23 protein-coding genes and 1 pseudogene are annotated in these 25,078 nt (G+C 55.0%); 2 read left to right on the top strand and 22 right to left on the bottom strand.

The features are described 5' to 3' along the window. Window positions 1-12 precede the first annotated feature (12 nt). The 8 genes from yqfD to JQC72_RS03320 all read right to left on the bottom strand — a co-directional run bounded on the left by yqfD (window position 13) and on the right by JQC72_RS03320 (window position 5,201). A complete protein-coding gene (gene yqfD / locus JQC72_RS03285) occupies window positions 13-1,224 on the bottom strand; it encodes a sporulation protein YqfD (RefSeq protein WP_205492722.1) in 1,212 nt (403 codons plus the stop codon). 12 nt (window positions 1,225-1,236) lie between these two features. Next, a complete protein-coding gene (gene yqfC / locus JQC72_RS03290) occupies window positions 1,237-1,515 on the bottom strand; it encodes a sporulation protein YqfC (RefSeq protein ID WP_205492724.1) in 279 nt (92 codons plus the stop codon). A 263-nt stretch (window positions 1,516-1,778) separates the two neighbouring features. Beyond that, the gene (locus JQC72_RS03295) at window positions 1,779-1,970 is read right to left on the bottom strand and encodes an alpha/beta-type small acid-soluble spore protein (protein WP_205492726.1); all 192 of its coding nucleotides are present in this window, start codon (window positions 1,968-1,970) and stop codon (window positions 1,779-1,781) included. 254 nt (window positions 1,971-2,224) lie between these two features. Beyond that, the gene (locus JQC72_RS03300) at window positions 2,225-2,587 is read right to left on the bottom strand and encodes a hypothetical protein (RefSeq protein ID WP_205492728.1); all 363 of its coding nucleotides are present in this window, start codon (window positions 2,585-2,587) and stop codon (window positions 2,225-2,227) included. Window positions 2,588-2,657: 70 nt separating this feature from the next. Further along, a complete protein-coding gene (gene floA / locus JQC72_RS03305; protein ID WP_205492737.1) occupies window positions 2,658-3,644 on the bottom strand; it encodes a flotillin-like protein FloA in 987 nt (328 codons plus the stop codon). 313 nt (window positions 3,645-3,957) lie between these two features. Further along, window positions 3,958-4,401 carry a GatB/YqeY domain-containing protein gene (locus JQC72_RS03310; RefSeq protein WP_205492744.1) on the bottom strand — a complete coding sequence of 148 codons (444 nt, stop codon included), beginning with the start codon at window positions 4,399-4,401 and terminating at the stop codon, window positions 3,958-3,960. Window positions 4,402-4,420: 19 nt separating this feature from the next. Further along, window positions 4,421-4,594, bottom strand: coding sequence for a 30S ribosomal protein S21 (gene rpsU / locus JQC72_RS03315; protein WP_205492745.1), 174 nt, complete (start codon window positions 4,592-4,594; stop codon window positions 4,421-4,423). 262 nt (window positions 4,595-4,856) lie between these two features. Next, a complete protein-coding gene (locus tag JQC72_RS03320) occupies window positions 4,857-5,201 on the bottom strand; it encodes a histidine triad nucleotide-binding protein (protein ID WP_335342384.1) in 345 nt (114 codons plus the stop codon). 406 nt (window positions 5,202-5,607) lie between these two features. On the opposite strand from JQC72_RS03320, the gene JQC72_RS03325 reads away from it, so the two are divergent. After that, complete coding sequence (locus JQC72_RS03325) at window positions 5,608-5,955, top strand: hypothetical protein (protein ID WP_205492747.1); 348 nt, start codon at window positions 5,608-5,610, stop codon at window positions 5,953-5,955. Window positions 5,956-6,323: 368 nt separating this feature from the next. Then, window positions 6,324-7,253 (top strand): Na/Pi cotransporter family protein, encoded by a 930-nt coding sequence (locus JQC72_RS03330; protein WP_205492748.1) that lies wholly within the window; start codon window positions 6,324-6,326, stop codon window positions 7,251-7,253. 336 nt (window positions 7,254-7,589) lie between these two features. On the opposite strand, the gene deoC is transcribed toward JQC72_RS03330, so the two are convergent. The 14 genes and pseudogenes from deoC to JQC72_RS03395 form a co-directional block, all read right to left on the bottom strand. Beyond that, on the bottom strand, window positions 7,590-8,261 hold the full coding sequence (deoC, locus tag JQC72_RS03335; RefSeq protein WP_205492751.1) for a deoxyribose-phosphate aldolase: 672 nt from the start codon (window positions 8,259-8,261) through the stop codon (window positions 7,590-7,592). 26 nt (window positions 8,262-8,287) lie between these two features. Next, complete coding sequence (locus JQC72_RS03340; protein WP_205492753.1) at window positions 8,288-8,713, bottom strand: NUDIX hydrolase; 426 nt, start codon at window positions 8,711-8,713, stop codon at window positions 8,288-8,290. Between the two features lie 131 nt (window positions 8,714-8,844). Further along, on the bottom strand, window positions 8,845-9,261 hold the full coding sequence (locus tag JQC72_RS16385; protein ID WP_335342393.1) for a GNAT family N-acetyltransferase: 417 nt from the start codon (window positions 9,259-9,261) through the stop codon (window positions 8,845-8,847). Window positions 9,262-9,336: 75 nt separating this feature from the next. Continuing rightward, window positions 9,337-9,675 (bottom strand): annotated as a pseudogene (locus tag JQC72_RS16390) (NUDIX hydrolase); the annotation flags it as partial. Between the two features lie 775 nt (window positions 9,676-10,450). Next, window positions 10,451-11,806 carry a tRNA (N(6)-L-threonylcarbamoyladenosine(37)-C(2))-methylthiotransferase MtaB gene (mtaB, locus tag JQC72_RS03350; protein WP_205492762.1) on the bottom strand — a complete coding sequence of 452 codons (1,356 nt, stop codon included), beginning with the start codon at window positions 11,804-11,806 and terminating at the stop codon, window positions 10,451-10,453. Continuing rightward, window positions 11,803-12,549 carry a 16S rRNA (uracil(1498)-N(3))-methyltransferase gene (locus tag JQC72_RS03355; protein ID WP_205492764.1) on the bottom strand — a complete coding sequence of 249 codons (747 nt, stop codon included), beginning with the start codon at window positions 12,547-12,549 and terminating at the stop codon, window positions 11,803-11,805. Before JQC72_RS03355 ends, mtaB begins: the two co-directional genes overlap by 4 nt. An 18-nt stretch (window positions 12,550-12,567) precedes the next feature. Continuing rightward, window positions 12,568-13,506, bottom strand: a complete 939-nt coding sequence (gene prmA, locus JQC72_RS03360; protein WP_205492765.1) for a 50S ribosomal protein L11 methyltransferase — start codon at window positions 13,504-13,506, stop codon at window positions 12,568-12,570. Window positions 13,507-13,579: 73 nt separating this feature from the next. Next, on the bottom strand, window positions 13,580-14,707 hold the full coding sequence (gene dnaJ, locus JQC72_RS03365) for a molecular chaperone DnaJ (protein ID WP_205492766.1): 1,128 nt from the start codon (window positions 14,705-14,707) through the stop codon (window positions 13,580-13,582). Between the two features lie 135 nt (window positions 14,708-14,842). Beyond that, window positions 14,843-16,684 (bottom strand): molecular chaperone DnaK, encoded by a 1,842-nt coding sequence (gene dnaK / locus JQC72_RS03370; protein ID WP_205492768.1) that lies wholly within the window; start codon window positions 16,682-16,684, stop codon window positions 14,843-14,845. Window positions 16,685-16,841: 157 nt separating this feature from the next. Continuing rightward, window positions 16,842-17,489: a nucleotide exchange factor GrpE gene (gene grpE / locus JQC72_RS03375; RefSeq protein WP_205492769.1), complete on the bottom strand. Its 648-nt coding sequence runs from the start codon at window positions 17,487-17,489 to the stop codon at window positions 16,842-16,844. Between the two features lie 184 nt (window positions 17,490-17,673). Continuing rightward, window positions 17,674-18,696 carry a heat-inducible transcriptional repressor HrcA gene (gene hrcA, locus JQC72_RS03380; RefSeq protein ID WP_205492770.1) on the bottom strand — a complete coding sequence of 341 codons (1,023 nt, stop codon included), beginning with the start codon at window positions 18,694-18,696 and terminating at the stop codon, window positions 17,674-17,676. 83 nt (window positions 18,697-18,779) lie between these two features. Further along, window positions 18,780-19,940, bottom strand: coding sequence for a radical SAM family heme chaperone HemW (hemW, locus tag JQC72_RS03385; protein WP_205492772.1), 1,161 nt, complete (start codon window positions 19,938-19,940; stop codon window positions 18,780-18,782). A 195-nt stretch (window positions 19,941-20,135) separates the two neighbouring features. Beyond that, window positions 20,136-21,959 carry a translation elongation factor 4 gene (lepA, locus tag JQC72_RS03390; RefSeq protein ID WP_419179830.1) on the bottom strand — a complete coding sequence of 608 codons (1,824 nt, stop codon included), beginning with the start codon at window positions 21,957-21,959 and terminating at the stop codon, window positions 20,136-20,138. Window positions 21,960-22,737: 778 nt separating this feature from the next. Then, complete coding sequence (locus JQC72_RS03395) at window positions 22,738-24,921, bottom strand: anthranilate synthase component I (RefSeq protein ID WP_205492774.1); 2,184 nt, start codon at window positions 24,919-24,921, stop codon at window positions 22,738-22,740. Window positions 24,922-25,078 lie beyond the last annotated feature (157 nt).

The following is a 25,078-nucleotide window of genomic DNA, read 5'->3' on the forward strand; positions in this document are numbered from 1 at the left end:
TGTTGCAATGGCTCATTCTCCTTGCAAAATCGGTTGTGGCACCGCAATGTTTTCGACTGCGTTGAAGTGTATCTTCAAATAAACTTTACCATTGTCCAGTCGCTCGTGCAAAACTTTTTCCTCCAAAATCCTGCCGTCTTGCCCCAGGCGGGCCAGCAAATCCGCACGGGCCCGTTCCATTCCCAAGCGGACCGCTTCTTCTCTCGTCAAGATGCGTTTCACCCATTTCATCTCCAACCGCTTCTCGTTGACCCAACCGATGGGCAGACGCCAGTTGCGCACCCGGACAGCGTGGTATTCCTGCATGGTTTCATATCGATTGAAGGGAACGGGATTCCACAAGAAAGAGAGCCGCAAAACATGGGAACCCACATACAAGTGGGTGGAAACGTGACGTTCGCCGGTAAACACTTTTCGTTTTTGCGTCAGTGGAACGACCACGTCCGAGTCGTACCACATGATCCCCAGCACTTTTCCCTTCGCCCCGACCAACCGGAGCGAACCTTTCTGCTCGGGGTTACCGTAATAACCCGAAATCAATACTTGCCCCTTGCGCACCATGTCGGATACACCCACCATGGGACGCCCCCGCTCCACACGCAGATCGTACACCATGGCATCCCGTTTGGCAACGAAGTTGACGGGACCGCGGTCGTCGCTTTGTTCTTTGGGGTCCACCCGCTTTTTTTCCACAACGGTGATAATCGCCCGCGTTCCTTCCAACCGGAATCCCACCCAAGAAACGCCTGGAAGTTTACGGGACAATTGATATTGGACCGATTCCGTGTCAGGAATGCGGTATTTCACCTGACCGACGTACACGCCCGCCTGCTTGGCCAACGCAAGAATCTGTTTATCCGGGATGGTCTCATTGCCTTCCACATCCACCCGCCACACGATGGAGGCCATGACAAACAGCATCGCCAAAAACAACGCGATGCCCGCCGTAAAGAATTTCCGTCGCTCAATTTTGTGCAACCAAAACGGTAATCCCTTCTTGCCGACGATGCGCATGGAGATTCCCGTACGGCGCACCAGCGGCACCATGCGGTAAAAATCTTGTACCGTCAGAGTAAACCGCAGTCGCTTTTGATCCGACCAACGGATATCTTTCAGTTGGAGCCCGGTACTCATCGCCCGGTTCAACCACTGTGTCAAGTTGTCTCCTTTGAGTTCCACCCGCAGGTGACCGGTCATCGATCGTGGCCACTTGAATTGCGTCACGGCTCCCTCTCCTCATTTCGCAAACTCAATCCCGTGTATGTTTCCCTCGATCCACACCTCGTCCCGGTAAATGGCGCGAATCGTCAATTGCGTCCCGGTAATGCACAGGCTTCCCTCACTCAACCGCAACCGCAGTTCCCCGTCGCTGAAATGTGTCACTTCCCGATAATTTTCCACTGCGATTTGTTGTGACCCGATCATTTGAATGCGCGGAACGTCGGACGTCACATCCGGGGGAATATCCAGCCATTGAAAGGCCCGTTTTCGCAGCTTACTGCTTATCCTCCGCATGGACCAGCCCTCCATCTCCTTTCTAACCCTTATGCTGTCCAATCCGAATTTATGAAGGGCAAAATGAAAAGCGATGCGTCAAAACGCACCGCCCAGATTGATGAAAAAGTTCGCGGGTCACGATCTCCCGTCTCAAGACCTGCATCAACAGTTTGATCGCTCGATGGGAAATTCGGACCCACTGCCAAAAGCGAGTGGTTCAACCACTTTGTCATAAGTCCCATTGCCCCGTCATGACGGGAAGGGATCTCCATCCCGGAAACTCAGCTTTGTTGTTGTTGGGCCAGGCGAACCAATCGTTTCGTAATTTCTCCGCCGACTGATCCGTTCGCTCGGGCCGTTTCCGCTCCGCCCAACGTCACTCCGAATTCCGCGGCAATCTCTTCCTTGAACTGATTGATGACCCCCGCAGCCCCCGGAACCAGCAACTTGTTGCTGCTGCGCGTGCGTGCCATGGTTTCACCCCCTTGTCCTTTAGTATGAACCGATGGGGGTGTACCATCAGTCGCACATGTTTCCATGTCAAACAACGGCAAGCCGTCCACCCCATCAAAACAAGCATGTCAGTTCTTCACAAACAAGGAAAAACCCGACGTCATGTCGGGGGAAATCGTGGAGAAAGCGAATCAGGGTGTTTGGACCTGTAACGTCCGTATCGCTTTCCCGGCTCGTTCTTCGCTCAATCGGGCCAATCTGCCATAACATGTGTTCACCTATCCCGAGGAAATTTACGGGTGAGCGGCCGCAATGCCCGAGGTGGACCCAGAATCTCCTGCATGACGATTGCACGGGACCAGTCCTCCCGTGCCCATTGCATCGGGGATCTTTTTGTTTGCTTCGACCCCACCCGGGGCTGCACCTCCCGGGAAGCCGACACCGCGGTAGCCTGTGCTCTCCCCTTTGGCTTTTTCTTCATGGAAACCGAAACTTCATTCGGGCGATCAGAAGGGCGTTTCCGGTCTGTTTCGGCCATAAGCGGTCGGGAGAGCGGACGCCGTTGATCTCCTCTCGACAGCCGTCCCACCAATCGGGTCAATACAAACAATCCGACGGCCAACAGCATCCATCCCACTTTGGTGCACCTCCCCGGTGACGTTGTCGGGATTCGTGACTGACATCAGACAAATCCCACCGAACGATCATCAGCTCTGCTCGTCCTCTTCCGCACCGGCAGAACGGCTGATCGATTTGCGCATCGCGGTATCCGCCATCACATTTTGCAAATGATAGTAATCCATAACCCCCAATTTTCCGGAGCGCAACGCTTCCGCCATCGCCAGCGGCACTTGTGCTTCCGCCTCCACCACTTTTGCGCGCATCTCCTCCACGCGTGCGCGCATTTCCTGCTCTTTGGCCACTGCCATCGCCCGGCGTTCCTCGGCCTTGGCTTGGGCGATCCGTTTGTCCGCTTCAGCTTGATCGGTCTGCAGGCGGGCACCGATGTTCTCCCCGATATCCACGTCGGCTATGTCAATGGAGAGGATTTCAAAAGCCGTTCCCGCATCCAATCCCTTGCTCAGTACGGTATTGGAGATCATGTCGGGGTTTTCCAACACTTCTTTGTGGCTGTTGGCCGAACCGTTGGTGGTCACGATCCCTTCGCCGACCCGGGCGATGATGGTCTCTTCTCCCGCACCGCCAACCAAACGGTCGATATTGGCGCGGACGGTCACCCGGGCTCTCACCTTCACCTCGATCCCGTCTTTGGCTACAGCGGAGACCACCGGGGTTTCAATCACCTTGGGGTTGACGCTCATCTGCACGGCTTCCAGCACATCGCGACCGGCCAGATCTATCGCGGCCGCCCGTTCGAACACCAAATCGATGTCCGCCCGCTGCGCTGCGATCAGGGCGTCCACCACACGATCCACATTACCTCCGGCCAAATAGTGGGTTTCCAACTGGACAATCGTGACATCCAGACCCGCTTTTCTCGCTTTGATCAAAGGATTGACGATTCGAGCCGGCACAATCCGGCGCAACCGCATCCCGATCAATGTGGTCAAACCGACATAAACTCCGGACGCCATCGCACTGATCCACAACATTACGGGTACGAACGTAAACAGGATGGACAAGAAAATAATACCGACCACCACGAGTAAAATGACCAATACGTCGGCACTCATCCATTCATCCTCCGTTTTTCGGTAATAAAAAATGATTTTGACAAATGAGAGGCAAAAAAACAGCGTACCCAACGCTGTAAACCATTTGATCCAAGGTGTTTGCCCCATCCATTGGGAAAATAGACGGTAAGCAATCGTTCCCTTTCTCCGCTTACAGATGGTTAGCCGGAGTTGCCGGAAGGGATTCCCAACCCCGGCAACCACCGCCAAACGGTTCAACGAAGCGTTTGATCATCGACGGTTTCAGCCGCCTGCGTAGGGTACACCGCCACGTACATCTTATCACCAAACTGACATACCGCCCCAAGCGGCGTCAGCTCAATACTTCCTGCACCAAACGGTTGACCAGTTTTCCGTCCGCACGCCCTTTGACACGGGGCATGATCGCCTTCATCACCTTGCCCATGTCGGCTTTGGACGAAGCGCCCGTTTCCTGCACCACTTCCCGCACCAGCTCGCGCAGTTCCTCTTCACTCAACTGCTCGGGCAGGTACGGTTCGATCACCGCAATTTCCTCCCGCAGTTGCTGAACCAGATCATCCCGGCCCGCATCTTCAAACTGCTGCAAGGCATCTTTGCGCTTTTTCAACTCACGCATCAGAACTTCGATCACTTCTTCGTCGCTGAGCTCGTGTTGTCGCTGAATCTCTTCATTTTTGATCTCGGAACGAAGCATGCGGATCACGGAAAGCTTGGTCTTCTCTTTGTTTTTCATCGCAGTCTTCATGTCCTGGTTCAACCGTTCCAAAAGGCTCACTTTGACAGCCACCTTTCTCTTACTTCCGCTTTTTCCGTGCAGCCTCGGATTTCTTTTTCCGGCGAACACTGGGTTTATCGTAGTGTTCCCGTTTTCTCAACTCGGCCAGCACGCCGTCTTTCGAGCAGGAACGCTTAAACCGGCGCAATGCGTTATCCAGCGATTCGTTTTTGCGCACGCGAACCTCCGCCATGCATATCCCTCCCCTCCGCGGGTCAGCGAGCCGCCATACGAAAAGCGGCCGGGGTTTGACAAAGTTGACCACCACCAGACACAAGTGGCGACCGATTTCCCGGCGAAGGGAAAGTCCACACCTGCCGGTTCTCGCTGTCAACCTGCCCCCACGCAGCCCGTAGGATGCCAACCGGCCCGAGAAAGACCAGTCTCATGTTGCAGAGTCAGCCTTCATTATACATTAGCAGAAAAAGGCATGTCAAAGACCTGGGATTGCGGCATCAGCCCGGAGGCCATGTCAGTTGCCGGCCGCCGATCAGATGGAAATGAAGGTGAAAAACGGTTTGACCGCCGTCTTTTCCAAAGTTGTTCACCACACGAAATCCCTTTTCCGACAACCCCAGCTCTTTGGCCAGTTTGGAAGCCACCGTGAACAAATGGCCCAGCACGGCCGGGTCGCGATCCGCCGCTTCGATCACGTCACGATGATGCTCCTTGGGAATCAGCAGAACATGTACCGGTGCGACGGGATTGATGTCCTTAAACGCCAGCACACGGTCGTCCTCATACACTTTTTCGGACGGAATCTCTCCCTTGACGATACCGCAAAACAGACAATCGGCCACACACGACCCTCCTTGTCCTTCTGATGGCCACATTATATCAAGAAAACGCCCTTGGACAAAAGTGTTTGAAACGACATGTGACATACCCTACACGGCTGAAGCACCGGAGATACTCCCTTCGGTCGCCGTGGGCTTCCCGCTTCATCTGGCGTGGCAGCCCACATCCATCCACGATGGCTTTTGTCCAAGCCGTGTGATCTTCGTTTCACGCGTTTTTGCTCGCGGTAGTTTTCAGTGTTTTTGCACTTCTCGACTCGATTGTACCAAATTTTTGTTGTACTTGCGAGAGGAACAAAGCCCTCCCGTGTCCGACGCTCGCTTTTTATAAAGTCCCGCACTAATAAGAGATCAGACGCATAGGATACAACGGTCGCCCAACCGACCGGAAGAAAGGAGGGAAATCGACATGTCCCGCGACAAACAATCTGAGTTGCGGCGCCTGATCCGCAAAATGGTGAAGGAAGAGCTGGAAAAACTGTTCCCGACGGACCTTGCTGTTTCACCAGACCCCCCTGACGATCCGGCGTTTACCCATGATCACCCTTCCCCTCCTCCATCAACCCGCTCCCACAAAAAAGCGACCACCCCATCACCTTGGGCGGTATTCGGCTCCCCCCAGCCCGATCCCGAACACCATCCTGAAAAGGGAAAACGGCCCATGCCGCCCCCGGAATGGCCGGTCCCCTTCTCTCCCGGTATGGAACCGGGGATGGAACCACCCCCGTTCATCCCGGGACGAAACAAACACCGTTGACCGGGACCATTGGCGAGGTGCCGCTCGTCTGACGGCCATGTGGATGTTCAGCTTGGTGCGAATGGGACATCCACGAACCACAACATTTTGGTCCAAGTCCGCGGACTCCGATTTCCCTCTTGAAGCACGCAGCGACAGTAGCGTCACCGACGGGAAATTCGAATCCGCTTCCCAAATGGAGCCAAATTCCCGCGGGCGCCTCAGACGCCCGGCGACTCCGGCGCGGAGCGGGAAAAAAACGCACGTGAAATCGAGCGTGGCTCAACCACATTGTCAACAGTCTCATCCCCCATGGGGCTTTTTTCTTTTGGACTCATGCCTGTCTCCGCTTGGCCATATATTGGAATCAAGGGCGGGGAGGCGGAGCCATGCGCGAATTGTTGATCCCTTTTGCAACAGGTTTGACCATTTTTCTGTTCGGGTTGCAACTGATCCGATTGGGATTGGAAACAATGGCCGGTCGACATTTGCAATCAGTATTGTTACGTTTTACCAAAACACCGTTTCGCAGTTTTGTGACCGGCATTGTGGCCACCGGATTCTTGCAGAGCAGCAGTGCGGTAACCGTGCTGACGATCGGATTCGTCAATGCCGGGTTGATGAATTTTACGCAAACAGTGGGGTTGATTTTGGGCACCAATATCGGCACTACCGTCACAACCGAAATCCTGGCCCTGAAAATCGAGGATTTCGCCTTGCCGATGATCATCTCGGGGGCTGTCATCTGGCTGTTGCCATGGAAACGGTTTACGTGGATCGGCGTGGTCATCGGCGGTTTCGGTTGTATTTTTCTCGGAATGAACGTGATGCAGTGGCTGGCCGTGCCACTAAAAGAACAGGGATGGATGACGTGGTTACTCAGCCGTGGGGATGCGGTACAAACCGGTCTTACAGCCGGGTTTTTCATGACGGCAATCATTCAAAGCAGCAGTGCCACCATCGCGATGGCCATGGGTTTTTTCGCATCAGGCCTGATTTCCCTTCCCTTTGCCGTGGCCGTGGTGTTGGGCAGCAATGTGGGCACATGCATTACCGGTTTATTGGCCGTGATCGGCGCAAACCGAGCCGCCAAGCAAGTGGCGGTCGCCCACCTGTTGCTGAATGTGGGCGGCGTGTTGCTGTTCGCACCATTTATCTCGCCATTTGCAGACTGGGTGGCATCGTTGTCCGCTCATCCGGCGACACAAGTGGCGCATGCCCAAACCTTGTTCAACATCATCTGCTCATTGATCATGCTTCCCTTTACAGACGTGTACGCGCGGTTTATCACCAGACTGATTCCATCGAGGGATATTTGACACTCCCCACGGCTAAGGTATCACAGGCGCTTTCTGTGGTCGCCGTGGGCTTTCAGTCAACTGTTTCTGTAACGCATGGAAACCGCGCACCCATACAAAAAACCGCCGATGCAGGCGGACAGGTTGATGACAAGTTCTGCGGACTCCGGTTTCCCGTCTCCGCTCCGTAGCAACAGCCGGATTCGCTCGACGGGAATTTCGGACCCTCTCGAAATCGCGAGTGATGAACCACTTTGTCATCAGTCTCTTCGCCATGCAGGCGGGTTTCACAGTCCAAACCCGATGGGCCGAAGTGCGATTCAGCTCCGGTCCTCAGGCCACCGGTTTATTGATCCATCAATACCCTTGCGTTGCCCGGGCACCGGTGACGATGGCCACACTGGCACTGGCCCCGATCCGGTTTGCTCCTGCTTCGATCATTTTGCGGGCGGTTTCCGCATCACGCACACCCCCGGACGCTTTCACTCCCATGTCGGCTCCCACCGTCTCCCGCATCAGCCGGACGGCCGCTTCAGTGGCGCCGCCGTACCCGAATCCGGTCGACGTCTTGACGAAGTGGGCACCCGCCTCCTTGGCCAATGTGGATGCGATACGGATCTCATCGTCACTCAACAGGCCCGTCTCCAGGATCACTTTGACCGTTTTTCCGCCTGCCGCTTCCACCACAGCCGCGATATCTTCCCGAACAAGCGCGTGATCCCCCGATTTGAGCGCGCCGATATTCATCACCATATCGATTTCATCGGCACCGTTTTCGATGGCGTTCCGGGTTTCGAACGCTTTGGTCTCCTTGGTGGTCGCACCCAACGGGAAGCCGACCACGGTACATACTTTGACGTCGGAACCCTTCAACCACTCGGCCGCCCGGGCCACCCAAACCGGGTTGACGCAAACGGAAGCAAAACCGTACTCTTCGGCCTCCCGGCACAGTTTTTCAATCTGCGATGCTGTCGCATCCGGTTTCAGCAAGGTATGATCAATCATGCTGGCAATGGTTTGCAAGTCCATTCTTCCCTCTTCCTTTCCCTGCTCAATCAAACGGCAATGCCCAAGTATTGAAACGCTTTCTTCAAGACCGAACGATTATTGTCATATCCTTCCCGTTCATGCAACTTCCAAGCCTCTTCCGCACTCAACCACCGCACCGTGTTGATTTCCGACAATTGCGGGACGGCTTGGTCCGTTTCAGCCCGTACGAGATAATAGTGGACTTCTTTTTGCACGTTCCCTTTGTCGGGGTGAAAATAGGTGTAGGATACCGATTCCAGCGGCTGCTCGATCCGGCCGCGAATCCCCGTCTCCTCCTCGATCTCCCTCAGTGCCGTTTCCTCGTGCGTCTCCCCGGGTTCCTGCTTGCCTTTGGGCAGTGTCCAATGCGCATACCGGTCCTCGATCAATAAAATTTCCACGCCGTTTGCCGTCCGCCGGTACACGACACCGCCGGCTGATATCTCTTTCATTCGGCACACACCCCTTTTGGCCCGTTGTCATAGGCGGCACAAGTTCACACGTTCGTGATGATAGCATACCACAAACGGCATGGGCAAGGGAAAAGGAAACGGGGAGGTGCAAAAACATGAAAATGATACATCTAAAGTTCCTTCCGGAATACCCAGCCGGTACGGTTATATCCCATTTTCCTCTCGTAAAACCGGTGTGCATCCTTACGTTGCACGCCGGATGTCAGTTCCACTTTTTCGCACCCGTTCGCACGTGCCCACGCTTCCAGATGGGTAAGCAACATTGCTCCGTATCCCTTGGATCGTTGATGGGAATCCGTCACCAGATCATATACAAACAAGTGTCGTCCATTGTAGAAGTTGTGACGAATCCCTGCACCGGCCAGTGCCATCCACTCCCCATCCCGTTCCAGGCCGAACAGACGGTATCCTTCCTTTCGCATGGCATGCAACAATTCCGCATATTTCTCCCTGCTGAGATCGTTCCTGAGCTGGCGTATAAGCGGAAAAGCGGATTGGAAGTCTTCTTCGGTCGTCAACTCCCGGATCGTATGTCCACCTCCCTGCTCGTACCGATACACAGACGGGCCGTTCCACAGCGTCAAAAGATCCCCGTACCACGGCATCAACCTTTCCGCTTCATTGAGATTTTTCCACTCGATACGCTGGATCTCAGGATCTTCGGTTGCCATCTTCCCGCCCACTATGCGACCGCGAAAGGTGAAAAACACCACATGATCGGATGACATCCGTTCGGTAATCTGCACCACACGTTCCACTTCCACATCATAACCGGTTTCTTCCTTCGTCTCCCGTATCGCCGCCTCGCGTAGCGACTCCGCTTCTTCCCGCTTTCCGCCCGGAAGACTCCAGAGCTCCTCGTTTTGCACCACCAACACCCGTTTTTGCTCCTCATCCAGAATCAATACGGAAACCACATCGATTCGTTCCACGCGATTCACTCCATTACGAAAAAGGGAATGACCATGTGGTAGCAAAATACGGGACAGTTGTCAATATTGAGACTCCACACGGCTGAAGGCGTGGGATTCTTGGGTAGTTCACGTCCTCAGTCCATTTCTGTTTCGGACAACTCCCAAGTTCAGGGCTGTCTCATCAGCCCATCCCATGCAGTTCTACAGCTGGGCTGTATGTACCCGCATGGGCGGGACACCTGCGACCAACGGAAGTGCCCGTGGTATTACCAGTGTCCCAGTTCCTTTTTTCACTCTTATGGTTTTACCCAGCGGGAGAGACTGGTTCGCCGCTGGAACCCCATACCATAACGTTTTCAAGGAACGAAACCCATAACCAGTGGGATGAGCACCGCTCATACGTTCGATTATACTATTGACAAGTTGCTCTTGCCATCCCCACAAGGGGGATTCCAGCAACCCGCCTTTCATCCCACGATTAAAATACCCCAAGGGTACTTCCTATGGGCGCCGTGGGCATTTAGGCGGCAGTTTCTGTAAAACGATAACGAATCAAAAAAAGCGACCCACATATGGGGTCGCGGGGCTGTTGGCAGAGTGGTCTCAACCCATGATCCGGGTGCGCCGTTGTCTCTCGCTCTTCATTCGCATTGCTCAAAGGTCGCTCATGAGAAAACGGCCACCCTCTTTGTCATAAGCGATTCCGATTTCCAGTCGAGCGCACCACGGAGCGGAGACGGGAAAACGGAGCTCGCATGACATTGTCAACCTGAAGCGACCCCATTTGGGCTCACTTCGTCATTCACACCGCTTTCGGTTTGGATGCGGGATGGGGCACGTCCCGTACCACGGTGGCAAATGTGCCTCGGCAATATTCGGCACCTGCTTCGTCGATTTTCACGCGGCAAACCTGGCCGATCAGATCGTCATTGCCTTCGAAGACCACTTGCAGATAGTTGTCGGAATAACCCATGTACAGCCCGCTGTCCGGCGCTTCCTTGAACGGACGCTCCGGAATCACTTCCAGCACATCGCCGACAAACCGTTTTGCGTATTTGAGCGAGAGACGGTTGGACAGTTCAATCAAGCGGTGAACCCGTTCGTGTTTGACTTCTTCCGGCACTTGGTTTTCCATCCGGGCCGCCGGCGTGCCTGTCCGTTTGGAATATGGGAAGACGTGAAGTTCCGCAAATTCCAGCTCCTCAATCAAACGATAGCCGTTTTCAAACTGCTCGTCCGTCTCGCCCGGGAATCCGACGATCACGTCAGTCGTAATGGCCACGTTGGGCATCGCCGCTTTGACCTGTTCGATTTTGCGCCGGTACTCGTCAACCGTGTACTTGCGGCGCATCCGCTTCAACACGTCGTCATCCCCTGCTTGAAGCGGGATGTGCAGATGACGGCACATTTTGTCCGAGGCGTTGAGCACTTCGATCACCCGGTCGGTGATCTGGCTGGCTTCGATCGAGCTGATGCGGACACGTTTGAGCCCGTCGATCCGATCCAAATCCCACAGCAGATCCGCCAGCGTGTAATTTTCCAGATCTTCCCCGTAACCGCCCGTGTGGATGCCGGTCAGGACGATCTCCTTGTACCCCGCTTCCACCAGTTGACGGGCCTGTTTGAGGACGCTTTCCGGTTTCCGGCTGCGCATCAGTCCCCGCGCCCACGGAATGATGCAGAAGGTGCAGAAGTTGTTGCATCCTTCCTGAATCTTGAGCGACGCACGCGTCCGTTCCGAAAACGTCGGGACGTCCAACTCCTCGAACTCGCGCGCTTTCATGATGTTTTTCACCGCATTGATCGGCTGCCGTTCCCGTTTGTACTGTTCCACGTATTCCAGGAGTTTGTCCCGCCCCTGCGTGCCGACGACGATGTCCACACCCGGTATGGCCATGATTTCCTTGGGTGACGTTTGCGCGTAGCAGCCGGTAACCGCCACCACGGCATCCGGGTTGCGGCGAATGGCCCGGCGAATCACCTGCCGGCTTTTTTTGTCGCCGGTGTTGGTCACTGTACAGGTGTTGATCACATACACATCCGCTTTTTGTTCGAAGTCCACTTTTTCGTAACCGGCTTGCTTGAACAGTTGCCAGATGGCTTCCGTTTCGTAGGCGTTCACTTTGCAACCCAACGTATGAAACGCAACGGTGCTCATGCCCGTTCACCTCCCATCTCACCTGATGCATACATCACTGCGGTCAACATGGCGACGGCAGCCGTTTCGGTCCGCAGGATGCGGGAACCCAAACTGACCGGAACGGCACCAGCCGCTTCCGCTTCCTTCACTTCTCTTTCCTCAAAACCGCCTTCCGGTCCGACAATCAGCAAAAAGGACGAGTGAATGCCTTCCGCCAACACCTGTTGGATCGGTAAACCGCCTCCCTCATAGGCGATCATGGCGCAACCCGCTGAAGCCGCACGGGACAATAACATTTGCCAATCCGCCACGGGCATCACTTCGGGAATCGACCCGCGATGGGCTTGTTCGGCCGCTTCTTTGACGATGCGCATCCACCGTTCCCGTCGTTTTTCCGCTTTCTTTGCATCCCATTTCACAATGGTGCGCGCGGAGACAAACGGCAAAAAGGCTGTGGCACCCAATTCCGTGCCTTTTTGCAACACCCATTCCCATTTGTCTCCCTTGGGGAGCGATTGTGCCACCGTGACGGATATGCACGGTTCTCCCGCGGATGGACGCCTTTCCACCACTCGGCAGACGACCTCATCTGTCCCGATGGTGTCGATGGCTGTTATATAATCGGTTCCGCGACCGTCGCAGCAGATGATCGGATCGCCCGGCCGAAACCGCATCACCTTTTTGATGTGATGAACATCATCGCCCACGATGGTGACCGTGCGGGAACCGATTTGATCCGGGTCGACAAAATAACGCTGCATGGATTCACTCCTCACATTCTACAACTTTTTCGCCACGATGGCTACCCAATCTCCGTCACGAACGGCTTCCACTATCTGCAATCCTTGCTTTTCCATCCCTGTGCGCACCAGTTTTTCTTTCTCCCGGATGACACCGGAAACGATCAGATGGCCTTCGTCCTTCAGCACCTTGGGAACATCCGGCAACATGCGGACGATGATCTCCGCAAGGATATTGGCCACGATGAGATCGGTCTGTCCGGTTACACCCCGAAGCAAATCGCCTTGACGAACCCGCACGCGATCCTGAACTTTGTTCAACCGCACATTGGCTTCCGCACTGGTCACCGCCACATCGTCCAAATCGAGCGCCAGGACCGTTTCCGCCCCCAATTTGGCCGCAGCCACGCTCAAAATCCCGCTGCCGCATCCCACGTCGATGACACTGCCTCGATGTGGGACGTACCGCTCCAACAACTGCAGGCAGAGCGTCGTCGTCGGGTGCGTTCCCGTACCGAACGCCATCCCCGGATCCAGCTCGATGATCACTTCATCGTCGTGGTCCGGCTCATACGGCTCCCACACCGGTTTCACGATCATGCGTTTGGAAACGCGTACCGGTTTGTAGTAGGCTTTCCATGCCTCCGACCATGACTCTTCCGCCACTTTGCGAGTGGTGACCCGTGCCGGTCCCGGATCAAGACCGTATTCCCCGATCTCCTTCATCATCGTTTCGGCTCGCCGGACAAAAGCGGGCACGTCCGACGTTTCGGGAATATAGCATTTCACCCGCACTCCTTCCGACGGGTAATCCTCCATCGACAATGCGGGAATCTCGCCAAAAGGGCTTTCCCATTCACGTTCCAGTACTTCAGGATCTTCGATGGAAACGCCGTCGGCTCCCATCTCCTGCAACCGATAACTGACGGCTTCCACAGCCTCCCGGCTGGTATGGACACAAACCTCCACCCAATTCACGCACACACCTCCCCAATACAGGAAAAACGGGCATACGCCCGCTATGCAAGTCCTTGCGACCTTTTTCGAATCATCATTCGCCCTTGAATGCCCGTTTCATCTTGGAGAAAAAGCTGTCGTTTTGTTCATGGATGTAATCGCCGGTCAACCGACCGAATTCACGCAGGACGTTTTTCTGCTCCTCGGTCAAACCGGTCGGTGTCACCACGCGAACCCGCACCCGCTGGTCACCCTGACCGTAACCGCGAAGCCGCGGGACCCCTTTGCCACGCAAGCGGAATTCCGTTCCCGTCTGCGTGCCGGCGGGTATCCTCAATTTGGCACGGCCGTTCAAGGTCGGCACCACCACTTCATCTCCCAGCGCCGCCTGAACGAAGGTGATCGGCAGTTCGCAAACGATATCGTCGTCCTCGCGCGTGAAAAATTCATGCGGCTTTACTTTGATCAAAATGTACAAATCGCCTGGCGGTCCGCCGTTGATCCCCGGTTCTCCCTCGCCGGCCACTCGGAGTTGCGTACCGTCGTGGACACCGGCGGGAATCCGGATGTTGATTTTCCGCTTCCGCTTGACTTTTCCGGCTCCACCGCATGTGACGCATTTTTGGCGGATGATTTTTCCTTTCCCTTCGCACTGATGACAGATCCGTCGGTTGACGATGCGTCCAAACGGCGTGTTCTGAACGATTTCCGCCTGGCCCGATCCACGGCAAACCGGACAGGTCTCCGGACGCGTACCCGGTTTCGCCCCGGTTCCGGAACAGGTGGAGCAGGTTTCCGTCCGCGGAACCATCACTTCCATTTCTTTACCGAACACCGCATCTTTAAACTCGACGGTCAGACGAAACTCCAAGTCGGCTCCTTGCCGGGGTGCATTCGGGTTTCTTCGTCTGCCGCCAAAAAACATATCGAAAATATCTCCAAAACCGAAATCGGTTTCTCCACCAAATCCGCCGAACCCGCCAGTTCCACCCGCTCCCGTGTTGGGATCGGCATGGCCGAATTGATCATATTGCGCCTTTTTCTGGGGGTCACTCAGTACTTCGTACGCTTCCTTCACTTCTTTGAACTTCTTTTCTGCATCTGGCTCTTTGTTGACATCTGGATGATATTTGCGGGCCAGCTTCCGATATGCTTTTCGAATCTCCTCGGGGGAAGCGTCCCGGCTGACACCCAGCACCTCGTAATAATCCCGCTTGCTCACGGGTTCACCCCCCTTTTCCCATTTCCCCGGCACACGTGTATTTGACGCATATTATGACACATCGTTATTCAGCAAAAAACGGGGAAGTCAAAGCGAAAGGCGACTTTCGCTCCGACCCCCGGCACCCAAGGCTGGTTATTTGTCGTCATCGACCACTTCGTAATCAGCATCTACGACATTATCGTCTTTCTTTTTGGTTTCCGCCGCTTGATCGTCGTTGGCTTCATTGGCCGTTTGTTGCTGGGCCGCTTGCTGATACACTTTGACGGAAACCTCTTGCACCACTTTCTCCAACTCTTCGGCGGCCTGCTTGATCGCCTCGGTATCGTTATCCGACAAGGCTTTCTGTACTTTTTCCTTGGCCTCTTCGACCTTTTTCCGGTCTTCTTCGGACACTTTGTCGCCCAGATCCTTCAATGTCTTGTTGGTCGTAAAGACCAATTGATCCGCTTTGTTGCGCACTTCGGCGGCCTCTTTGCGCTTTTTGTCCTCCTCGGCGTGCTCTTCCGCCTCTTTGATCATCCGCTGAATCTCTTCTTCGCTCAAGCCGCTGGAAGACTTGATCGTAATGTCCTTGCTCTTGCCGGTCGCCAGGTCTTTCGCCGAGACGTTCACAATCCCGTTGGCGTCGATTTTGAACGTCACCTCAATTTGCGGCACACCGCGCGGGGCCGGCGGGATATCCTGCAGTTGGAAACGGCCCAGTGTTTTGTTGTCGGCCGCCATCGGGCGCTCCCCTTGCAACACATGGATATCCACCACGGTTTGGTTGTCCGCTGCCGTGGAGAAGATTTGCGATTTCTCCGTCGGGATGGTGGTGTTGCGCGGAATCAGTTTGGTGAACACACCGCCCAGCGTTTCGATTCCGAGCGACAACGGCGTCACGTCCAACAGCACGACGTCTTTCACGTCACCGGACAACACGCCGGCTTGGATGGCCGCACCCATTGCCACCACTTCGTCCGGGTTGACCCCTTTGCTCGGCTCTTTGCCAATGAGTTTTTTGATCGCTTCTTGCACGGCCGGAATCCGGGTCGATCCGCCGACCAGAATCACTTTGTCGATTTGGTCAGGCTCCAATCCGGCATCTTTCAGCGCCTGACGGGTCGGACCCATGGTGCGCTCCACCAGATCTGCGGTCAGTTCTTCAAATTTGGCGCGGGTCAAGGTCACTTCCAGGTTTTTCGGTCCGGTTTCGTCCATCGCCAAGAACGGCTCCGTAATCGTGGTGGTCAACATACCGGACAATTCTTTTTTCGCCTTTTCCGCCGCCATTTTCAAACGCTGCATCGCCATGCGGTCGTTGGTCAGATCAATGCCGTGTTCTTTTTTGAACTCTTCAACAAGCCAATCAATGATCGCCTGGTCGAAGTCATCACCACCCAGGTGGTTGTCACCGCTGGTCGCTTTCACTTCGAACAGGCCGTCACCCAGCTCCAGGATGGAGACGTCAAATGTGCCGCCACCCAGGTCGAAGACGAGAATGGTTTGGTCTTCGCCTTTGTCCAGACCGTAAGCAAGTGCGGCAGCCGTCGGCTCGTTGATGATCCGCAGCACTTCCAGACCGGCGATCCGACCGGCGTCCTTGGTCGCTTGCCGTTGGCTGTCGTTGAAGTATGCAGGTACCGTGATCACGGCCTGCGTTACGGGTTCGCCAAGATACGCTTCGGCGTCCGCTTTCAATTTTTGCAGGATCATCGCCGAGATTTCCTGCGGCGTATACTGTTTGTCGTCAATATTCACTTTATGGTCAGTTCCCATGTGCCGTTTGATGGAGATGATGGTTTTATCAGGGTTGGTGATGGCTTGACGTTTGGCCGACTCACCCACCAACCGTTCCCCGTTTTTGGTAAAACCGACAACGGACGGTGTGGTGCGTCCCCCTTCGGCGTTCGGAATGACGACCACTTCATCCCCATCCATGAACGCCACACAGGAGTTGGTGGTTCCCAAGTCAATGCCAATGACTTTACCCATCGTAAATGTCCCCCCAATATCATGGTAATCTCTATTTATCAACTATGTGTTATGATGCGGGCTTCCAAAACGGTATGTGTCCATGAGAAACAGGCGCAGCGAAAGAAGGGCGCAGACGATCCCCATTCCTTCTTCTGCGCTCATGCTTCCCGAAAAATCACACGCTGACTTTGACCATGGCCGGACGCAACACCCGGTCCTTGAACCGGTATCCTTTTTGCAGTTCCGCAACGACGATGCCAGGCTCTGTGCCGCTTGCTTCCTCTTGCATCACGGCATTGTGCAGATGCGGATCAAACGGCTGACCCACCGCCTCGATCGGCTCCACTCCCACTTGCCGCAATACTTGAAGCAACTGGCGATACACCATTTCCACGCCTTCATGGAGAGCTTTGGCGTCTGTTGCGTTTCCGCCTGCCGCCAGTGCGCGTTCCAGGTTGTCCACGACCGGCAGGATCGCTTCAGCCAGAGGCGCCACTGCGTATTTGTCCGATTCTTCCTTTTCCTTGCGCACCCGTTTGCGATAATTGTCCAAGTCCGCCCGGGCGCGCAGGAACATCTCATAATGTTCCTCCGCCTTTTTCTTCCACGCCTCCAACTCTTCCAGCGCTCGCTGGTACTGCTCCGGATTGACACTTTCGTGCAGATCTTCTTCCGTCTTCTGTTGAACCGGTTCATCCGTTTCTTGATGGACCGTTTCTTCCGTCACGCCCGACTCTTGGTCCCGCGCCGCCTGCTCTTCACCGGCGGCGAAAGACCCCTCGGGCCAAACCTTGCGGCGTTGCGCCGGTTGTTCTTTCTGCACCGTGAATTTCAACCTCCTATATGATCATGACCTGGCCGAGCCAATGGACAGCCGACCGGATCATCAAATCCCCGACATGCATCCCATCGTTTCTGTCGGCAAACATAGGGAGAGGGGGTAGCGTTGTACCCCCACCAAACCTGGCAGCATCCACATGTTTGATCCATCGTCCCGCAACGATTGGTCAATAGAGACGACGCAGATGCTCTGAAAAGTGTTTGGAGAACACATCCAAAATCGTAATCACTTTCCGATAATCCATCCTTGTCGGACCCAAAATTCCGATTGTGCCCAAAGGGCGCCCGTCCACCGTGTAGGTCGCGGAAATGATGCTGCAGTTGTTGACTGCTTCCAGATCGTTTTCACGCCCGATGCGCACCTGTACGCCTTCTTCCATCGATTCGAACAGCTGGACCATCGTTTCGCTGTTCTCGAAAAGATCCAGTAAGGTTTTGACCTTCTCCACATCCTGAAACTCGGGTTGGTTCAGCATGTTGGTGGCCCCGCTGAAAAAGACGCGTTCGCCATGATCCGTTTCCAGCATCTGATCGAGCATGCTCATCACGGACTCATAGTGATCAACATGCCGACGGAGCTCATCCATCAATTCCCAATAAACCACGCGTTTCAGTTTATACAGCGGGACACCGGTCAATTTGGTGTTGAGTAAATTGACCAGTTTTTCGATTGAGGAGAGCGATACACCATCCGGTACCGAAATCCGTCTTTTTTCCACATGGCCCGTATTGGTTACGAAGATCACGACCGCCACCCGTTCAGACAATGGGATGACCTGCAAGTGTTTGAGTGTGCTCTCAAACACTTTGGGTCCAAGGATGATGGAGGTGTAGTTGGTCATCTGAGACAGAATGGAAGCCGTCTCCTGAATGACCTGCTCCACCTCATCCCTCTTGCGCGCGAAGAATCGGCGGAAGGCCATCATTTCCATGCGTGAAAGACGGGCAGGCTCCATCAAGTGATCGACATAGTAACGATAGCCTTTGTGAGACGGAATGCGGCCGGCAGATGTGTGCGGCTGTTCCAGATAACCCATCTCTTCCAGGTCGGCCATCTCATTGCGGATGGTTGCCGCACTGAACCCAACGCCTTCGCGTTTGGACACAGTGCGCGAACCGACCGGTTCGGCCGTCATCACGTAATCGTCGACAACGGCACGGAGGATCAGCTTCTGCCGCTCGGTCAACATCTGCCACCCACCTCCTTGTTAGCACTCTCTCTCCACGAGTGCTAAAATACTTATTTTTAAAGTACCAAACAGGGTGGGCATTGTCAATCTTTACTTGTGTTTTCAGCTTCTCCGAGGAATGCGGCAAACACTTCATTGCCGAAGAGCAGCCCCTGCTCCGTCAAGCGCACCCGACCGCCATCGATGATCAGCAATCCTTTTTGTTGCAATGCGGCCAGAACCGAACCAAACACGCGATCCATAGGCAAACCGAAACGCCGTTCGAATTCACCAGCCTCCACCCCGCTCAGCACACGCAACCCGAATATCATGAAATTCTCCATCGCTTCGGCGCGGGAAACGTGATGTACCTCTTCAGTTGGAAACCCCCGCCTCGTTTTTTCGATGTATTCCCAAATCCCCCGCACATTGGCATGGCGGAAACCACCGACATATCCGTGGGCACCCGCCCCCAGTCCGTAGAACTCCTCATGGCGCCAGTACGTCAGATTGTGTCGGCTTTCTTTACCAGGATGGGCAAAATTGCTGATTTCGTACTGGCTCAACCCAGCCTCATCCAGCATCCGCCGGGTCAGCTGGTACATCTTTACCTCTTCTTCCTCCGGCGGGAGCGGAAGCTCTCCCCGCTGATACAAGGTGTGAAAGAGTGTCCCTTCTTCCACCTTGAGGCTGTAGGCGGAGATATGATCGGGCCGCAACGATAATGCTGTTTTCAGCGTTTCTTCCATATCGGTGAGTGTCTGGCCCGGCAGACCGAAAATCAAATCGAGTGACAGATTATCGAAGCCGGCCTGTCTTGCCTGCTCCACGCTGCGAAAAACATCTTTCACCGTGTGAATGCGCCCGATTCTCCGGAGAAGGTCGTCACGGAATGTCTGGGCGCCGAAACTGATGCGATTGACCCCGCCTTCACGCATCGCCGCCAACTTCTCAGGTTCGGTCGTTCCCGGGTTGGCTTCCACCGTGAACTCCATGTCCGTCGCCCAACGGGGAAAATAACGCCGGATTGCTGCACACAACCGTTCCATCTGCCGGGGAGACAATACGGTGGGGGTGCCTCCGCCGATAAAAACCGACCGAATCTCACCCGGCGGATGCTGCTCAACCGTCCGTGCCATCTCCGTTTCCAGCGCGGACAGGTAATCGTCAACAGGCTGACCTTTTACTACATATGCGGTAAAGTCACAGTAGTGACACTTGTTGGTACAAAAGGGGATATGAATATAAACCGCTTGCGGCGCCACCTGGAGTCACCCCCTTCCTAAAAAACGTCGAGATGTGACGACCCGTTTCACCATTTCGGCAAGGTTCGTCCGGTCCATCCTTTTGGTTCGGGTGCATGAAAAAAGGATGCGGGAGCCTTCCATCCCGCCTTCGCTCCGTAGCCGGTCGGCTGGAGTCGCTCGGCCGGGAAACCGGCTCCCGCTTCCGTTCATTTTTTATTTTTTGTTGCTGTCGTCCATCTTCAATACGGCCATGAACGCTTCCTGCGGCACTTCCACACTGCCCACGGCCTTCATTCGTTTTTTCCCTTCTTTTTGTTTCTCCAAGAGCTTCCGTTTCCGGGTGATGTCCCCGCCATAGCACTTGGCCAACACGTTTTTGCGCATGGCGCGGATCGTTTCACGGGCGATCACCTTGTTGCCGATGGCCGCCTGAATGGGGACTTCAAACATTTGCCGCGGGATGAGTTCTTTCAGTTTTTCCACCAGCTGGCGTCCGCGATAATACGCTTTGTCGCGGTGAACGATGAACGACAGCGCGTCAACCGGTTCACCGTTAAGCAGGATGTCCATTTTCACCAAATTGGATCGTTTGTATCCGATCAGTTCGTAATCGAACGATGCGTATCCTTTGGTCCCTGACTTCAGTTGGTCGAAAAAGTCATAGACGATTTCGGCCAGCGGCAGTTCATAGATGATATTGACACGGTTGTTGTCCAGATATTGCATGTCGATATAATCGCCCCGTTTGTTCTGGCACAGCTCCATGACCGCGCCCACGTAATCATTGGGTGTCATGATGCTGGCCCGCACATAGGGCTCCTCCACATAATCGACCTTCTGTTGGGGCGGCATGTGTGTCGGGTTTTCGATATCCAGCACCGTGCCGTCGGTCTGATGGACCCGGTACACCACGCTGGGGGCGGTGGTGATCAGCGGTATGTCGAACTCCCGCTCGATTCGCTCCTGAATGATCTCCATATGGAGCAAACCCAAAAAGCCGCATCGGAATCCGAATCCGAGCGCGGTCGACGTCTCCGGCTCATAGCGCAGGGACGCATCGTTCAACTCCAGTTTTTCCAGTGCCTCACGCAAGTCGTCGTAATCGGCGGAGTCGACCGGGTACAGTCCGCAAAACACCATCGGATTGATCCGCCGGTATCCCGGTAACGGCTCGGCGGCCGGACGCTCCGCATCCGTGATGGTATCCCCGACCCGGGTGTCCTTCACATTCTTGATGCCGGCTACCAGAAATCCCACTTCACCCACCGATAATTCATCCATCAGCACAGGATGCGGCGTGAATGCACCCACTTCCGTCACTTCAAACGTTTTACCGGTGGACATCATTTTGATCTTCATGCCCTTTTTGATCGTGCCTTCAACGACCCTCAGGTAGACGATGACGCCTTTGTAGGAGTCGTACAACGAGTCGAAAATGAGCGCTTTCAGCGGCGCATCGGGATCTCCCTTGGGCGGGGGCACTTTCTCGACGATCTGCTCCAAAATTTCTTCGATCCCGATCCCCGCCTTGGCGGAAGCCAGCACCGCTTCACTGGCATCCAATCCGATCAATTCCTCGATTTCGTTTTTTACCCGATCCGGTTCGGCGCTGGGCAGATCAATCTTGTTGATGACCGGGATGATTTCCAAATCATTTTCCAACGCCAGGTATACGTTGGCCATCGTTTGCGCTTCGACGCCCTGTGCCGCGTCAACAACGAGGAGCGCTCCTTCACACGCGGCCAGGCTGCGGGAAACTTCATATGTGAAGTCCACGTGCCCCGGCGTGTCAATCAGGTTGAGAATATACTCGTTTCCATCCTTGGCACGATAGTTCAGGCGTACCGACTGCAACTTGATCGTAATGCCGCGTTCCCGTTCCAGATCCATCTGATCCAGAAACTGGTCAGTCTTCTCCCGTTCGCTCAGTGCGCCGGTATACTCCAGAATCCGATCGGCCAAGGTCGATTTTCCGTGGTCAATATGAGCGATAATGGAAAAGTTGCGTATGTTTTGTTGCCGATTCCGTTTCTCCACTTGTGTCCCTCCTGCACGGGCAACGCACAAAGACTGCATTTTTATATTATATCAGGGAACATATTCATCATCAATTGGCACGATATCATGAAAACGGCCAAGCCGACAAGGCTTGGCCGATACTGCTGACAAAGAAGGGTAACTCCCGTCATTCCGGGTGCGCCGTTTTTCCTCACGCTTCTCTTTCGAAAAGCGCAAAGACTGCCCGATGGAAAACAGCCACCCTCATTCAACGCATGTCTGGTGATTCCTGTTCCATTGCTTACCCAGGCTCGCTCCTTCGCCCAGCAGGAAACAGAGCAAGGTTGTTTTGAAGCAATCTCACATCTCCGTGATACGCCAGCCTACTGGTTGTCTACCATCGCAATTTCAGGTGAGCGGTTTTTCCTCTCGCTCTTCTTTCGGCCATGCAAATGTCGCTCACAGGAATTCGGTCACCCTCTTTTGGAGTCTGTCTGGTGAATCCGTGAGGGAGCAAATGCTTTCCCAGGTGAGCGACTGACCAAGCCCCGGCCGAGCGAAGACCCGGAAAGCGCAGGAATGAAATCACAGGCAACTTCCTCTGAGCGAAGCGTACTTTGCCTGCGTCCTGCGCTCCGGGTCGGAGCGGCCATGACTTGCATCCTTGAGGGCGCAGGTAGTGCGAACAGAGGAAAGCAGTTGGCCTGACACACCCTATTCAGCGAGTCCGAAGTTCCCGCCGAGTGCGGAGCTTGAGACGGGAAACCGGAAGCCGCGGACTTGGTCCATCACCTGAACAGCTTGCTGATTGCGGATGTCATCCCGTCCGGACCGGCAACATCTCCATCACATTTTCAATGATGGTGAACCCCACGGAGCCGCCCGCCGTCATGATCGACTCCGGATGAAACTGTACGGCCCAAATCGGTAGTGACCGGTGTTCAATCGCCATCACGATGTCATCTTCGGAACGGGCGATGACACGCAGTTCCTCGGGTACGCGGGATGCAAACAGCGAGTGGTACAAACCGGCCGTAAACGTCTCGGGCACACCCTTCCACAACGGACTCGCGTGGACGATGGACACGGTGCGTTTTTTTCCGTGCAACGGTTCGGGCAGGATTCCCAGTTCACCGCCGAAATGCTCGACCAGCCCCTGCAATCCCAGACAGACACCGAACACGGGAAAATGTTTCTCAAGGCACAACCGAATCGTTTCATTCAATGCAAACTCCTCCGGACGTCCCGGTCCGGGAGACAACACCACCAAATCAAAGTCTTCCCGCAACAAAGCATTTCGGGCCGCATCCGATCGCAGGGTGATCACTTCCGCTCCAGTCCGGCGAAAATACCCTGCCAATGTGTGGACGAACGAATCTTCATGATCCACCAACAGGATCGATTTGCCCCGTCCGGTCTTCCGCTCGGCCGAAAAGACGATCGGCGGTTCTTCACCGGCCTCGCGAATCGCCTGCAACAGAGCGGCCGCCTTTACCCGTGTCTCCCGGTCCTCCGCATCGGGGTCCGAGTCGTGGAGCAAGGTGGCTCCGGCACGCACCCACGCTTGTCCCGACTGCAATTTCATGGTGCGCAATGTCAATCCGGTGTTGACATTCCCGTTGAACGCCAGATAACCGACAGCACCGCCGTACCATTCGCGCGGGCTGTCCTCATGTTCCTCAATCCACCGGATCGCCGCCCGTTTCGGAGCACCTGTGATCGTAACCGCCCACATGTGTGTCATAAACGCGTCGAGCGAATCGTACGGCGGACGCAACCGCCCTTCCACATGATCCACGGTGTGGATGAGGTGCGAATACAGCTCCGTCTGCCTCCGACCGATCACCCGAACCGATCCCGGTTCGCAAATTCGGGACTTGTCGTTGCGGTCCACATCGGTGCACATCGTCAATTCGGCTTCATCCTTGGTGGAATTGAGCAGCCGACGAATCTGCTCGGCATCCTCCAGTGCGTCCGAACCACGCGGGATCGTGCCGGAGATGGGACACGTCTCCACCCGATCCCCTTCCACACGGACGTACATTTCCGGGGATGATCCGACCAAGTGGGCATCACCCAGATTGATCAAAAAGCAATAGGGACTCGGATTGATCTGCTTCAGCCGGTCAAACACCCGGGTCGGGGCGGCAGTACAATCGGCGGTGAACATCTGCGTCGGTACCACCTCGAACAGATCGCCCCTGCGAAACGCCTGCTTGGCCTTCCGCACCAGCTCCGGATAATGCCCGTCCGGGGTCGGTTTCGCTGATGGGATCGTAGCTGTTCGGGACAACCCTTCCCGCATTGAGATCGGACGCTTCGGCAGCATCACCGTCGATATTCCATCTGCGGCAAACTGATAGGTGAGATGGTACGCACGCGCCATCTGGTGATCAATTACGGCAATCCGGTCCGGCAGGTACAGAACCAAATCGGCTTGATCCGGTCGACGGCGATGTTTCAGTTTCATCGGTTCCAGTTGAAACACCAGATCGTAACCAAACGCGCCGTACAATCCGAGAAAAGCATCCTCATCTGAGAAAAACAAATCCCGGATCGCCCGGATGACGGTAAAAATGGACGGCAAGCGCGTCCGATCCTCTTCACATCGCATGTCTTCCGGCTCTGGCTCTCTCACCGTTCCCCGGAACATATGGGGGTCCACATGCGTCAGCCGTACGTCGGGTATACTTTGCAGCGTACGTTTCACGGCTTCCAGCAACACAACGCCATGCTCCCAAAGCGCCCGCACCTCGAAGGTACGCCCGAAGCCGCGGATTTCCACCGGAGGATTCACCAAACCGATATCCCACCGGGAGTACCGTCCCGGATATTCATAACAGCTGGAAAACCAAATACCTTTGTGCCCGTCGATGGTTCGGGCGACTTCATCCATGGCTTCAGCCGGCGCGACAGGTTCCGTCAACCTGCGAATATCCACGCCGCCTTTCGTCCGGTAACTCAACACTTCCGTGGATGTGACTGCGGATAACAGTGACACGAAAGTTCCTCCTTGTCAGGGAGGAGCACAGGAGAAAGCGAGGGAGTTGGGAGGTGAGGGCAAAAAAACCTTCTTCAGGGCGGCATCCTTTACCGGACACACCCTTGATACCTTTCGGTCAAAATCTTCTTTCTCTCCGACTCGTCTCTGCTCGGCT

This window comes from Polycladomyces zharkentensis, assembly GCF_016938855.1.
GTDB lineage: Bacteria > Bacillota > Bacilli > Thermoactinomycetales > JIR-001 > Polycladomyces > Polycladomyces zharkentensis.